The 13,515-nt window shown below is 42.3% G+C and carries 10 protein-coding genes; 8 read left to right on the forward strand and 2 right to left on the reverse strand.

Going from position 1 to position 13,515, the window contains the following annotated elements; translation table 11 throughout:
* Positions 1-39: 39 nt before the first annotated feature.
* From surE to P1X15_RS06975, 3 genes are all read left to right on the forward strand, one after another.
* Positions 40-837 (forward strand): 5'/3'-nucleotidase SurE, encoded by a 798-nt coding sequence (gene surE / locus P1X15_RS06965; RefSeq protein WP_277337424.1) that lies wholly within the window; start codon positions 40-42, stop codon positions 835-837.
* A gap of 80 nt (positions 838-917) precedes the next feature.
* A complete protein-coding gene (locus P1X15_RS06970; RefSeq protein WP_277337425.1) occupies positions 918-2,480 on the forward strand; it encodes a GH3 auxin-responsive promoter family protein in 1,563 nt (520 codons plus the stop codon).
* Positions 2,481-2,799: 319 nt separating this feature from the next.
* Positions 2,800-3,741 (forward strand): threonine/serine dehydratase, encoded by a 942-nt coding sequence (locus P1X15_RS06975; protein WP_277337426.1) that lies wholly within the window; start codon positions 2,800-2,802, stop codon positions 3,739-3,741.
* An 82-nt stretch (positions 3,742-3,823) separates the two neighbouring features.
* Here the strand turns inward: P1X15_RS06975 and P1X15_RS06980 are convergent, their stop codons facing one another.
* A complete protein-coding gene (locus P1X15_RS06980; RefSeq protein WP_277337427.1) occupies positions 3,824-5,272 on the reverse strand; it encodes a S41 family peptidase in 1,449 nt (482 codons plus the stop codon).
* A gap of 166 nt (positions 5,273-5,438) precedes the next feature.
* Here P1X15_RS06980 and P1X15_RS06985 point away from each other — a divergent pair, with 166 nt between their 5' ends.
* The 3 genes from P1X15_RS06985 to P1X15_RS06995 all read left to right on the forward strand — a co-directional run bounded on the left by P1X15_RS06985 (position 5,439) and on the right by P1X15_RS06995 (position 9,666).
* Positions 5,439-6,032, forward strand: a complete 594-nt coding sequence (locus P1X15_RS06985) for a tRNA-(ms[2]io[6]A)-hydroxylase (protein WP_277337428.1) — start codon at positions 5,439-5,441, stop codon at positions 6,030-6,032.
* A gap of 111 nt (positions 6,033-6,143) precedes the next feature.
* The gene (locus P1X15_RS06990) at positions 6,144-8,870 is read left to right on the forward strand and encodes a T9SS type A sorting domain-containing protein (RefSeq protein ID WP_277337429.1); all 2,727 of its coding nucleotides are present in this window, start codon (positions 6,144-6,146) and stop codon (positions 8,868-8,870) included.
* A gap of 67 nt (positions 8,871-8,937) precedes the next feature.
* On the forward strand, positions 8,938-9,666 hold the full coding sequence (locus P1X15_RS06995; protein WP_277337430.1) for a DUF1080 domain-containing protein: 729 nt from the start codon (positions 8,938-8,940) through the stop codon (positions 9,664-9,666).
* Positions 9,667-9,674: 8 nt separating this feature from the next.
* Here P1X15_RS06995 and P1X15_RS07000 read toward each other — a convergent pair whose 3' ends face one another.
* Entirely contained in the window at positions 9,675-10,742 is a 1,068-nt protein-coding gene (locus P1X15_RS07000) for an alpha/beta fold hydrolase (protein ID WP_277337431.1), read from the reverse strand.
* 170 nt (positions 10,743-10,912) lie between these two features.
* On the opposite strand from P1X15_RS07000, the gene P1X15_RS07005 reads away from it, so the two are divergent.
* Both P1X15_RS07005 and P1X15_RS07010 read left to right on the forward strand, forming a co-directional pair.
* On the forward strand, positions 10,913-12,796 hold the full coding sequence (locus P1X15_RS07005; protein WP_277337432.1) for a helix-turn-helix domain-containing protein: 1,884 nt from the start codon (positions 10,913-10,915) through the stop codon (positions 12,794-12,796).
* A gap of 221 nt (positions 12,797-13,017) precedes the next feature.
* Positions 13,018-13,434: a hypothetical protein gene (locus tag P1X15_RS07010; RefSeq protein ID WP_277337433.1), complete on the forward strand. Its 417-nt coding sequence runs from the start codon at positions 13,018-13,020 to the stop codon at positions 13,432-13,434.
* Positions 13,435-13,515: the final 81 nt, after the last annotated feature.

Here is a 13,515-nt window from a genome sequence, read left to right on the forward strand (position 1 = left end):
GTCATTAACTTTGCCAACTTAAAAAAGAACAGCCACTCAATGACGAATTCTAAAAAACCACTTATACTGGTAAGCAACGACGACGGTATTACTGCGTTAGGAATCAGGACTTTAGTAGAGATGATGCAGCCTCTCGGAGAGGTAGTAGTAGTGGCTCCTGACAGTCCTCAGTCGGGCATGGGGCATGCTATTACGATAGGCGAACCTTTGAGACTTCGGGCTACCGACATCTTTGAAGATATAAAAGCGTATGAATGCAGCGGCACACCCGCCGACTGTGTGAAGCTAGGTAAGCATTATGTCTTAAAAGACCGCAAACCCGATTTGGTAGTAAGCGGAGTTAACCATGGCTCTAACAGTTCGATTAGTGTTTTATACTCTGGCACCATGTCGGCGGCGATTGAAGCAGCGATTGAAGGTATCCCGGCGATTGGGTTTTCATTATGTGATTTTGCGCCTAATGCTGATTTTTCACATACCAAGCCTTTTATTTTAGAAATTGCCAAAATGGTGCTTCAAAATGGCTTGCCCAAAGGAGTGGCCTTAAATGTCAATTTTCCTAAAAAATCGGCAGAACCTATCAAAGGGATTCGGATTTGCCACCAGACGGATGGTAAATGGCAAGAGGAGTTTGAAAAACGCAAAGATCCCCACGGGCGTAGCTATTTCTGGATGGCGGGCAACTTTGTTAATTTTGATGAAAACAAAGAAGATTCTGACGAGTGGGCTTTGGCTCACAATTATGTCTCTGTGGTACCATGTCAGTATGATTTGACTGCCTATGAAACGGTCAAACTCATGAAAACGTGGCAATTGGAAGAAGGAGTAAAACAATGATTTGAGGTCTTGTTTGTAGAAGCTATCTGACTATCCTAACTCGATGAAAATTCAACAATCACCCAAAAACCCCGATTAGCATGGCACTTCTTGGAAACTTGTTAAAAGGAGGCATTACGCTTACAACGCGTATTCAGAGCAAAAAAGTGAATTTTGCGAAAGTACAGCGCAAAACCCTAAGTAAACTATTGGCAAAGGCCCGTTATACCCAATTTGGGGAACAATATAATTTTGAAGATATTCTCAATTCTGCCGTTTTTGATGAGGGCAATACCTTCTATGAAAAGTATAAGCAGTATGTGCCCGTTCATAATTATGAGAAAATCTATCGTGAATGGTGGCACAAGGCCCGTGCTGGTGAAAAAAATGTAACTTGGCCGGGAAAAGTTAAATATTTTGCGCTGAGTTCGGGGACTTCGGAGGCTGCCTCTAAGTATATTCCGGTCACCAAAGCAATGACCAAATCCTTTCGTAATACAAGTATTCGGCAGATTTTGTCGCTGGGGCGCTATGAGGATTTGCCAAGCGATTTGTACGAAAAAAATTTCTTGATGATTGGCGGTAGTATCGACCTGACCGCTATCGACGAAGGTCGTTTTGAAGGCGATGTAAGTGGTATCAATGCCAAAAATATTCCCTTTTGGTTTGAGCCTTACTATAAGCCAGGCCGCGAAATAGCCCGCGAACGTGATTGGTCGCGTAAGCTCGAAAAAATCGTGGAAGAAGCCCCTAAATGGGATATTGGTTTTATGGCGGGCGTACCGGCGTGGCTCCAAATCATCATGGAAAAAATCATTGAGCGTTATGAGCTTGACAATATCCACGATATTTGGCCCAACCTGACAATATTTGGTCACGGGGGTGTCTCCTTTGAACCTTATCGGGCAGGTTTTGAAAAGCTTCTTGCGCATCCTCTGATTTACATTGATACTTACTTAGCGTCGGAAGGATTTCTCGCCTTCCAAAACCGTCCCAATGCCGATGGGATGAAACTCGTACTCGACAATGGTATCTTCTATGAATTTATCCCCTTCAATAGCCACAACTTCAACGAGGATGGGGAGATGGTAGAAAACCCCCAAACCCTTATGATTGATGAAGTGGAAGAAGGAGCAGAGTATGCCTTGCTAATTTCTACTTGTTCGGGCGCGTGGCGTTATTTGATTGGTGATACTATCCGATTTGTGAATAAAAAATACGGTGAAATTGTCGTAACAGGCCGTACCAAGCACTACTTGAGCCTGTGTGGCGAACACCTTACGGTCGAAAATATGAACAAAGCCATTGAGCTTACTGCCGAAGAACTTGGGATTACGGTCAAGGAGTTTACGGTAGCAGGGATTCGTTTGGATTCGCTTTTTGCACATCATTGGTACATTGGCACCAACGATCAAGTGGATGCGCAATTGGTGAAAGAAAAAATAGATCATCACCTCAAAGTTCTAAATGATGATTATGTAGTGGAGCGTCGTCATGCCCTCAAAGATGTATTTGTGACGATATTGTCCACCGAAACCTTTTATGGTTGGATGGCCAAAAGAGGTAAGTTGGGCGGACAAAATAAATTCCCAAGGGTATTGAAAAAGAACCTAATTGCTGATTGGCAAGAATATTTGGAAAATCAACCGCTTGTGCAGAGTTGAGCATAAGGGTATTGTGTTTTTGTAAGTGCTTCAATTATTGTAAAGTCGGAGACTTTATACCGTATCGTCCCGACATCATGTCGGGACGAGCCATGATAATACGGCCCTCATTAAGGGTTTCATACCAGACTTTTTTTCTTCTAAATTAGGTCTTTTAAAGTATTGTGTTTTTGTAAGTGCTTCAATTATTGTAAAGTCGGAGACTTTATACCGTATCGTCCCGACATCATGTCGGGACGAGCGATGAAATATTCTATTTAGGAGGTTTTGTATTTTTTTCAAAACCTCCTACTTTTATCGCTTCCGTAAACCCATACTTATGATTCCTACCTTATCTGTAATCAGTGCAGCGCACGAGCGCATCCGTCCTTATATTCATCAAACCCCCGTTCTTACGTGTCAGACTATCAATCGTTTAAGTGGAGCAGAGATTTATTTTAAATGCGAAAACTTTCAGAAAATTGGCGCATTTAAAGCACGTGGAGGGGTAAATGCCGTGCTGTCGTTGTCGGAAGAAGAACTCACCAATGGTGTAACCACACATTCGTCGGGCAACCACGCGCAGGCGATTGCGTATGCGGCAGGTTTGGTAGGAACTAAAGCCTACATTGTAATGCCACGCACTGCGCCGCAAGTCAAAAAAGATGCAGTACGCGGCTATGGCGCAGAGGTGATTGAGTGTGAGCCTACGCTCGAAGCCCGCGAAAGTACTGTGGCGCAGGTTATTGCAGAGCATGGAGCTACTATGATTCACCCCTTCAATGACTACCGAGTGATTGCAGGGCAAGCTACGGCCACCAAAGAACTGATTGAAGAAAAAGGAAATTTTGATGTGATTATGGCCCCTGTTGGCGGTGGAGGATTGTTGAGCGGTACCGCCTTGAGTGCTCATTATCTTTGCCCGAAAGCGGAGGTGATAGCGGGCGAACCCGAAGGCGCTGCCGATGCGGTATTGTCCATCAAAACTGGCAATATTGAAAAAGCCCCTTTTATTAATACGATTGCTGATGGATTATTGACAAACCTTGGTGACAAAACCCTTGAAATCATTCGGGTTCATGTAAAAGATATTTTATTGGTAAGTGACCCCGAAATCATCGAGGCCATGCGCCTGATTTGGGAACGGATGAAAATTGTGATTGAGCCTTCATGTGCCGTACCCTTTGCGGCGCTATTGCGCAACAAAGAAAGGTTTACAGGAAAAAAAGTAGGCATTATTCTTACAGGCGGCAATGTAGATTTGGGCAAATTACCTTTCTAACTTAGAAAGTCTACTTTGCGATTATAATCAGCTTTATGGCTTTTGTGCCAGACTTTCTATATCTCTTACAAAATTAGAAAATCTATTTTGTGCTCTTAGTTAGAATCAGCTCTATGGCTTTTTCCATTTCTATATCTCGTCCCGAAGCTAGGTCTTTGGCCGTATAAACGACAGGGTAGTGAGGCTGTACACCTCTACCGACATTGGGTGCAGGGGTATTGGTTTCAATCCTAAAATGAGGGAAATTTACTATCATTTTGGTTTGTGGGAGTATTACTTTAGAGGTAAGGCCACCGCTACATCCTGCTTCGCCACCCCCCGTCTCTTGACCAATCAAAATGGCATTGGTGTGGGCTTTGAGTAAACTCGCCAAAATCGCACCTGCCGAAAAAGTAAAGCCGCTGGTGAGTACATATATTTGTTCGTTGAAGTGTGCTTTTTTATAAGGTTTTATGATTTCGATGCCGTCGGTCATACGGCGGTATTGGCCGTTGGGAAGTTGCTTCAATTCTTTAGGGTTAAACAAATGGTCTTTGGGAGCGGGAGCGATATGAGCCGTAAAAGATAGCTGATTGACGGGCGCATCGCAGGTTCGAAAATTAGGGATAGATTGGGTGAGGACATACCTCAAAATATCATCACTACTGCCCGTGTCCCCGCCAGGGTTGTTGCGTAAATCAATGATTAGGTTTTTAATTTTTTGTTGCTGTAAAATCCGAAAAACGCTTTTGTGGAATTTTTTATAATCTTCATATCCAAAGCCATTGCAAGTCATAAGAAGAGTGTGTGGTGCTTCCGATAGCACTTTGAAATTGCGTAATTTCTCCAAAGCAGCCTTTGCTTGCTGTTTTTTTTCGGCTTTAGAAGGCTTGGAGGTGGTATTTGAAACCTCTGTACGAGATTGTGTGAAGACAATACTTTCTCTAACGTCGCCTTCAGGGCTTTTGACGAGCATTCGATACGGAGCTTTGATGTTGTAGAGGTCATTGACGGTTTCCTCCAATCGATATAAACTCAAAAAGTAATCTTTAAAAGTTTGGTTATAGCCGTCGGCTTGACAATAATTGCGGGCGGTTTGGATAAATTCAGAAACGGGTCTGTCGTTGATACGCAAGATTTCGGTGCCGCGAACAAGGGTGGTATCAGAGCAGTTTTTACCCAAAATTCGGACAAAAAGCTGCTTGTTGATGACTTGACAATGAAAAGGAAACCAAGAATTGGCGTCTTTTTGGGCATCAAAAGCCTCCGAATTCATCAGATAAGTATGCCCACAATGAATGTTGGCAATGAGAGATGCCCACCTAAAAAACAGCTCTTTTTCGTTCATGGGGCGGTCGAGTTGCTTCAAAGCCTTCTCAAAGGCTCTGTCCATACTATCTTTGGGAGTGTACCAATAAAGGCCCGGATGTGCTTCTTCTAAGATATGACGGAGAAAATATAAATCACTTTTGGATTGTTCGACGCTATAGACTTGAGCGATACTTCGCGAAAAGATGCTTATTAATAAAAAGCTCAAAAGTTGTTTTTTCATGCTGCTTGATGAGAGTTAGGCGAAAATAATACGCTTTTGTGGACTTTTACAAAAACTAAATTTAGATAGGAGGTATCAGATAAGTAGCTTAAGAAGTGCCAATGATTTTAGAATCCTTAATTTTGTAGTCGTAATTAAGTATTTCCAAAATTAGTCTCCAAACAATATGTCTCTGACGACTTTGGGCCTTGAGCTTCCTACTGACCCGCGTTGGGTCAATATCGCCGAAATGCAATTGGAAGAAATTCTGATTGACCATGCCTATTGTGAACAAAAAGCTGCCTCGGCTTGTATTTCGATGATTGTGCATTATCCCGAAAAAGAAAAATTGGTGGAAGTAATGACTCCCGTAGTAGCCGAAGAATGGGCACATTTCAGAATGGTTTTGAAAGAACTCAACAAAAGAGGGTTTAAACTCGGGCGTGCTCGTAAAGATGAATACGTCAATCGTTTGCAAGAAATTATCAAGAAAAAAGGTGACCGCGAAGAAGTTTTTTTAGACCGGTTGCTCTTGTGTGCGCTCATCGAAGCCCGTAGCTGTGAGCGTTTTAAACTCCTTTCTCAGCATATCGCCGACGAAGATTTACGGAAGTTTTATCATGAATTGATGATTTCGGAGGCGGGCCATTATCGTAATTTTATTGAACTAGCCGAAACCTACTTGCCAGCGGAGAAAGTACGGGCGCGTTGGAAAGAATTACTTGCCGCCGAAGCTCATATCATGCAAACTCTTGAAGTAAGAGGCGACCGAATGCACTGAATAATCTATGCCATTTAGATAATTAATGGCGTTTTTGCGATGAAGTTTTGCAAATTAACCCTTAACTTGACCAGCGCGATTAACTATGGACAGTTAACAAAAAGCCATTTCATGAAATATCAATCTTTACTTATCGGTCTATTATTGAGTGTCTGTCAAGTGTTTGGGCAAGCTCGTCCCTATCTTGTCAAAGATATTAATGTAGGAAGTGGGAGTTCTATTCGTTTTGGGGTAACGGGCAATGCCGGAATGTCGCCTTCAGAGCTAAGTCATAATTTTTGCGTTTTTAAAGGCTACTTATACTTCTTTGCTTCGGATGGCTCCAAAATTTCCCTTTGGCGCTCCGATGGTACACGACAAGGAACCTCTATTTTTTTGTCTTTTACTTATGCTACCAGTATTTCGGGTGACGAATTTGGCGGACTCATCGCCAATGACAATTATTTGTTCTTTTTTGCCAATACCACCACTACAGGCACTGAACTGTGGCGTACTGATGGTACTACCGACGGCACAGGACTTGTAAGAGATTTCAATCCTGGTACAGCAAGTGGTATCTTGAGTGCCAACTATCAAGCTGTATTAGGGGCGGAAAATTACATCTATTTTACTGCTAGAAGCTCTGGAAATATAGGTAACTCTTCCAATGAACTTTGGCGTACAGATGGTTCAGGTGCAGGAACGAGTGTCATTCGACCTCGGATTGGTAACAACACCGCTACTACTGTGAGTGCTCTTATGCGGTTTAAAGAAAAAATTTACTTTACTGCCAATTTATCTACCACGGGTTCAGAACTTTGGGTGACAGACGGTACTCAAAACAATACGCAGCTTTTTAAGGAATTTGGCGAAGGAAATATATCTGGACCTGCTTTTTTGGGCCAATACAACTTTGGGAGTGTTGCTACTACCAATCACCTTTATTTTGTGGATACTCGTAGGTTGTATCGTACTGATGGTACACCTGATGGAACGGTATTGGTGAAAGAATTGAGCAGTAATACAGATGTTTTTTCGGCCTCTTCTTCACTAGGGGTACCTAGTAATCTCACTGCAATCGACAATATCGTTTACTTCTTGACGTCAACTCGCCTCACAGGAGTAGGAGGAAATGCCAATGTAGGTGCTATTTGGCGTAGCGATGGCACCGAGGAGGGCACTAGGCTCGTAAGCAATACTTCGGTAGAACGTCCCGAGCGGGTTTTTGGGTTAAAAAATTCCTTTTTGTTATTAGGAAGTTTAAACGGAAACCAAAGCAATCCTGCTATTCAAAGCGGGCTATGGGGCGCATCGGCTTCTCAAGCAGTACCTTTACTCATCACGTCAAGAGTAGGGAGAGCTATCGACGTAGGGCCTGATAATACCTATTTAAATTACAACAACAATGCGGTCTTTATCGCTCAAGGCCCCAATCAAGATTTTTATGGCTGGCGTACAGATGGCACTTCGGGTGAAACCGACACGCTGTTTAGCCTGACCCCAGCTAGTGGGACTTATTTGTGCGGAATCGTAAACGACATTGTATTGTATTACGCCAATTCGACGGATCCTAACGTAGGTTGGGAATTGTTTGCGGCTCCTATTTCTATCAAACCTAGCAACTGTACGGTGTCAGTTACTATCGAAGCTCCAAACTTAAGAATTCCTTGCAATGGCGGTAGTGTAGCGCTAAATGCTGTCGCTGCCAATGGTAGTGGCCCTTTTCTATATCGTTGGAGCAAGGGAGATTCGAGTACTTTTATTGCGACTTCTCAAAGCTTAGTAGCTAAAGAAAGAGGCATATACAAAGTAACGGTAGTAGACGGAAGGGGCTGTACTTCAGCTCCTAGTAGTGTAGAGGTAATTCAGCCCATGATGCCTTCACTACGTATTGGTGGTACGCCTTCGGTATGTAGTAATGTAGGCTCTACGCTTCGAGCCGAAATAGGCGGAGGGAAAGCCCCTTTTACTTACCAGTGGAAGTTGGCTGATGTTGAACTCAGTAGCAAAGTAGACACCCTCAGGATAGTAGCTGGAGGGCAGTATGCTTTGAGTATTGTAGATAGTGAAGGGTGTTTTATTTCTACGATTGCCAATGTTTCAGAAGACAACGTGCGTCCCACTGTTACGGGTACCTTAGGGTTTTGTCCCAATCAAAGTACGACTCTCACCGCTACTGTACAGGGTGGAGTAGCACCTTTGACCTATCAATGGAAAAAAGACACGGTCAACGTAGGTACAAATCTCAATACTTACACAGTGAATACCGCTGGTAATCTAACCGTTGTAGTCAAAGATGCTCGCGGCTGTATTGGTACTTCGCCTGTGGCGAGTATTGAGGCGTTTACGCTTCCTCCTGCTACTATTTCGGCAACCAAGACGCAAATTATGCCTAATGAAACTACTATTCTTACGGCCAATATAGGCACAGGACTTAGCTATCAGTGGCAGCAAAACAATAATTCCATTGCCAATGCTACAACCAATACGTATAGTACTTCACAAGCCGGAACATACCGCGTGCTTGTGACTCGTACAGGGTGTGTAGCTACCTCCAATGAAATCACGGTGGGCATCATTACCTCCATTGAGCCTATTACGGCAGAGATGACTTTGGAGATTTCGCCCAATCCCGTGGCTAATGTATGCCACATTAAGCTTTTGATGCCCCAAGCGGCGGCGGTGTCTTTTCAGTTGACAGATGCTAGTGGAAGAGTTTTGCAAGAATGGAAAGCCCCGCAGCCTAGCAAACTTCATCAAAGCACGCTTTCGGTGGCGTCATTGCGTGCGGGGAGCTATTTTATTCAAGCTCAAACTGGCGAAAAACGATTGGCTAAAAAACTGCTAAAAATAGATTAACTATCCACAAAGAGTAATTTAGGAAAGAGAGCTACTTTGACATACATCACCCTAAAAAATGTTGTGTATGTCGAAGTTTATCGCTGTATTCCTCTGTGCTTTTGGTCTAGTATTGTCATCACTTCAAGCGCAAAACACGCTCACTGCCCAAGAAAAAAAGCAAGGCTGGAAATTACTTTTCAACGGGAAAGATTTGAGTGGATGGCATGCTTATGGAGGGAAGGCAGTAGGAAGTGCGTGGATGATAGAGCAAGGAGCTATCAAATTGCATGTACCCAATAGAGGAGGCAATAAGGCTGTCAATGGAGGAGATATCGTAACCGACGAATCCATCAATGGCGATTTTGAATTTAAGGCCGAATGGAAAGTAAGCTCCCTTGCCAATAGTGGCATTTTCTTTTTTGTGAAAGAAGCATCGCAGTACAAAAACATGCACGATACGGGCTTGGAATTGCAAGTGCTAGACGATAGAATCTACGAAGGTGCTTCTGAAAACAAACACCGTGCAGGCGATTTTTTTGGCGTAGCCAATGCCCGCGTGCGAGAACTCAATCCCGTAGGAGAGTGGAACCAAGTGCATATGATAGTGAAAAACGGAATGCTCACCGTCACTCTCAACGGCTTTACGATTCAAGAACATAACCTTAAAGGCACCGATTGGAAGCAAAGAATAGCCGCAAGTGGTCTCAAAAATGCGCCTATTGCTCAAGGAATATACAGTGGATTGATTGGTTTGCAAGATTGGGGGAGTACCGTATGGTACCGTAATATCAAAATCAAAACGGGTGGAAAGTAAACCAAAGCTTATTTAGCCCAATGCCCTTTGACAATTTTTAAAAAAGTCCCTAAATCTTCGACAAATAAAGTGGGCTTTTCGTAATGAATATTGTGGCCTGTTTGCTCATAAATTTTATGAGTAATGAGATGAGAATGTTGCTTTTGGAGCTTTCTATTTTCAGTTTCGTATGGAAAAAGATCATGATCAGATGTAGGGTCTAAGATAAGCATCGGCACATGTAAATTTCGATATACAATCTTAGGCTCAATAATAGCCATTGATTCCCCAAACAATGTCGATTGGGTAGGTCTTAAAATGTTGTCAATAAACTGAGTTTCATTCTCCATATGGAACAACTTTTCGAGGCCGTTTCCAATACTCCATTTTCCTTGGTCGTCTGCTGTGAGCCAAGCTAAAAGTTCAAACTGAGTACCACCACTGCTGAAATCATAATAAGTTTTATAAGCTTCATATTCGGTATCGAATTTGGCGTATGTCACTCTGTCCTTAAAAATATTTTGGACTTGTTGGCGTAATGTCTGTTCTTCTAATTTATGATAATGAGTGTTGGTCGAAACGGAGCCACCATCTTCTAGAATCAACCCTAGCACTTTGTCGGGATAAGCATCATAAAAAGCCGTAGCGATAAATCCTCCTCTCGACCAGCCGCCAATTATCGCTTTTTTGATTTGTTTTGCTTCCATCAGTGTATGTATGTCATCGGCTACGTGATACAAAGACACCTCATGGGGCGGGATTTTGGTGAGGCCATGCCCATAATAATCAATCGCAATGACGTAATACCCTTGCTTTGCTAAATCTTCGGCAATCCCTAACAATTCATAGCTATTGGTAAAACTGCCATGCGCCCAAATCAGCGGCGTATGCTGAGGATTACCCCAGGTAAGGTAATGAATTTTTGTATTCGATGTTTGGATAAAACTGCCATGATTTTTTTCAAAATGATTGAATTCTATTTTAGCACTATCGTATTTTATTTTTATATCTATAGGAAAAGATGGTTGATTATTTTGAGAAAAACTATAATGGATAAAATTTGTCAAAATAAACAAAAGCGTGTAGGTTTTTATCATGGAATGCTAGGCGTATTTGCGAGGTTTTCAAAATTACTTCATCGTTGGGAAGATAATAGAAAGCTGTTCTAAAACTTTTTTCGGGATACTACCGAACGCTCACAAAAAAGGAATTCTTTCTAAAATATGAGTATATTTAACCAGAAAAACTCCACGGCCTACTTTAGAAAATGATGACTGATAAGGTCTTTATAGAAAAATTAAATAAGCTGATTGACGATAATCTTGACAATCCCTCCCTTACGATTGATAGTATCTGTGAGCAACTTGGGATGAGTCGCTCACGTTTGCATAGATTGCTCAAAGAAGAATCAGAACTTTCGGCAACATTGTATATTCGTCGGCGTAAACTGCTCAAAGCTAGAGATTTGTTGCAAAATACTGACCTCCGTATTTCGGAAATTGGTGACATGGTAGGCTTGGTAAATCCTCAAAATTTTAGTACTTATTTTATCCAAGAGTTCAAACTCAGTCCTTCCGATTTTAGAAAACAGCAAATACAACAGAGTATTCAGGCGGAAGCGCTCAGCCTTCAAGAAGAGGTGCCAACTGTGATTATGGCATCATCCGTACCTAAGAGACTGTTGTTGAGTAGTATATCGCTGAAGCGTAATTGGATATATGTTTTTTTGGGCATTACGTTTTTAACCGCCATAACTGTCCTCTTTTTTTGGATGGGAAGAGAGTCCACCTCTCCACAGCCTGCCAAAAATTCTTTAGCCATTTTGCCTTTTACAAACCTTGGCACGACCGATACTGATCCTGTCTTAGACGGAGTGATGAGCGAACTTCATACTTCACTCTCACTTATTAAAAACCTGAAGGTGATTGCGCGTTCATCTTCTGACCAATATAAAAATACAAAAAAAAGTATTTGGAAAATTGGGGATGAACTTAATGTAGGCAATGTACTAAGAGGAGCTATTTTGAAAACAAATGACCAGATCCAAATCAAACTGGAAATGATTGATACCCAAAATGATATTAGGCTCTGGTCCAAAACGTATAACGGCGCTTACAAGGATATTTTCCAACTGACAGACCAAATTGTAAAGGAAGTGGCTGCTCAACTAAAGCTTACTGTGAATGCTTTGGCTAACGAAAAACATACCCGCAGTCCTGAAGCCTATAATATCATGGTACAAGGACGGCAGCTTTTAGTAAGCCGAATGGATGAAGACCTCTTGGCTAGTATTGTTCGTTTTGACCGCGCCCTCAAAATCGACTCTACTTTTGCAGAAGCCTATGCGCTCAAAGCCTTTGCATATCATTTGCTGCGTGGGTCTAATAAAATGGAAGCTTCCAAACTGGACGAATTGACCAAAAAAAATGCCCTGAAAGCCATCCAGTTTGAGGCCGCCAACAGTTCTGCCTATGGAGTATTGGGAAGTCTTTATTATGCTACTTACCAATGGGACGCTTCCGAAAATGCTTATCAGATAGCCTTACAGCACAATCCCAACAATGCAGACATTTATCATTGGTATGGTTTACTTATGCGCACTACCGGAAAGCTTGATAAGGCGATAGAGTGTAGTTCGCAGGCGATTGCACTTGCACCCCTTCATCCTATCATGTTGAGTGCTCACATTATTAATTGTAGTCTAGCGAGCCGTGGAGAGGAAGCTCAAGTGGGGATTGAAGCAGGGCAGACCCTTTTTGATAAGTCTTTTTCTTTCAAGATGTCGATTGCTTTATATTGGGTAGCTCAGGGCGATTACCCTCAAGCAGTATCTGCTTTTGAAGAAGCAATCCGCTTAAACCCCGATGATAAAGGTCAGATACCTATTTTGATTTACTGTGAAGCCAAACGAGGAAATACTCAAAAAGCCCGCCAATATCTCCAGACATTGGCCGATACTCCCCGGGCTTACTATGAACGGGCGGTGGTATATGCCGGTCTCAATCAGCCCGATAGTAGCCTTATCAATCTCAAAAAAGCCGCTGATGGAGGCTATCTTTATCGCGATACCAAAGTGATGGCCCCTTTTAAACCCTACCGTTCACATCCGATTTTTAAATCTGTGATGCGTCAATTTAACTTACCTCAATAATAACCCCTGCAACAATACACTAAGGTTTGACACAATATACTAAGTTTTTGGCACAATAAGAGAAGCGTTTGTGGCAAAAGAAGGAGAAATTTGTCTCCCTGAGATTTTCTTGGAGGAGTCGTTTTTGAGATTTCAGCGAGGGGGGGAGAGAAGATTTCAAGATAAGAAAATACTGCCGATGGATTATGAAAATCATCTAACTAGGATTGAGCTACAAACATATGAGACTTACTTATCTGCTTCAGTTGATCTTTGCTTTCCATCTGTTAGGGGCTTGTCAATCCTCCGACATGGCACAAAAGCAAACCGATAATATGAATCTTACTAAAAAACTTCACAAACACCTCAATCGTCAAGATTGGCGTTCGGTAGAGGAATTGTGTGCCGAAAAGCTTCATTACCGAGGGCACGCTACTCATTTTGCAGATGTGGAAGAATCTAAAGCGCGATTTGTGCGTCGATACCAAACACTAATGGGCAAGGCCAAATCCTTTGAAGTACGACAACTCTATCCGGCGGGCCGCTACCATGTGATTGTGGAAGGGATTGTAGAAGAGCTGCCCGACAGTTCGTTGGCGGTATGTTTGATTTATACTATCGAAGACAAGCACATTACTCGTTTGTATGCGTATGAATGAACCTAAATGTAGGGTAAGAATTTCATCCTGAAAATGGCATTCTTTATAATATATTTTAATTTTATAAAAACTCTTAACCAA

Origin of the sequence: Runella sp. MFBS21, from assembly GCF_029433105.1 — a bacterium.
In the GTDB taxonomy this organism is placed as follows: Bacteria; Bacteroidota; Bacteroidia; order Cytophagales; family Spirosomataceae; genus Runella.

Bases quoted from the DNA above. Each gene is read 5' to 3' on its own strand.
- surE (WP_277337424.1), top strand. From the start codon at position 40: ATGACGAATTCTAAAAAACCACTTATACTGGTAAGCAACGACGACGGT.
- P1X15_RS06970 (WP_277337425.1), top strand. From the start codon at position 918: ATGGCACTTCTTGGAAACTTGTTAAAAGGAGGCATTACGCTTACAACG.
- P1X15_RS06975 (WP_277337426.1), top strand. From the start codon at position 2,800: ATGATTCCTACCTTATCTGTAATCAGTGCAGCGCACGAGCGCATCCGT.
- P1X15_RS06980 (WP_277337427.1), bottom strand. From the start codon at position 5,272: ATGAAAAAACAACTTTTGAGCTTTTTATTAATAAGCATCTTTTCGCGA.
- P1X15_RS06985 (WP_277337428.1), top strand. From the start codon at position 5,439: ATGTCTCTGACGACTTTGGGCCTTGAGCTTCCTACTGACCCGCGTTGG.
- P1X15_RS06990 (WP_277337429.1), top strand. From the start codon at position 6,144: ATGAAATATCAATCTTTACTTATCGGTCTATTATTGAGTGTCTGTCAA.
- P1X15_RS06995 (WP_277337430.1), top strand. From the start codon at position 8,938: ATGTCGAAGTTTATCGCTGTATTCCTCTGTGCTTTTGGTCTAGTATTG.
- P1X15_RS07000 (WP_277337431.1), bottom strand. From the start codon at position 10,742: ATGATAAAAACCTACACGCTTTTGTTTATTTTGACAAATTTTATCCAT.
- P1X15_RS07005 (WP_277337432.1), top strand. From the start codon at position 10,913: ATGATGACTGATAAGGTCTTTATAGAAAAATTAAATAAGCTGATTGAC.
- P1X15_RS07010 (WP_277337433.1), top strand. From the start codon at position 13,018: ATGAGACTTACTTATCTGCTTCAGTTGATCTTTGCTTTCCATCTGTTA.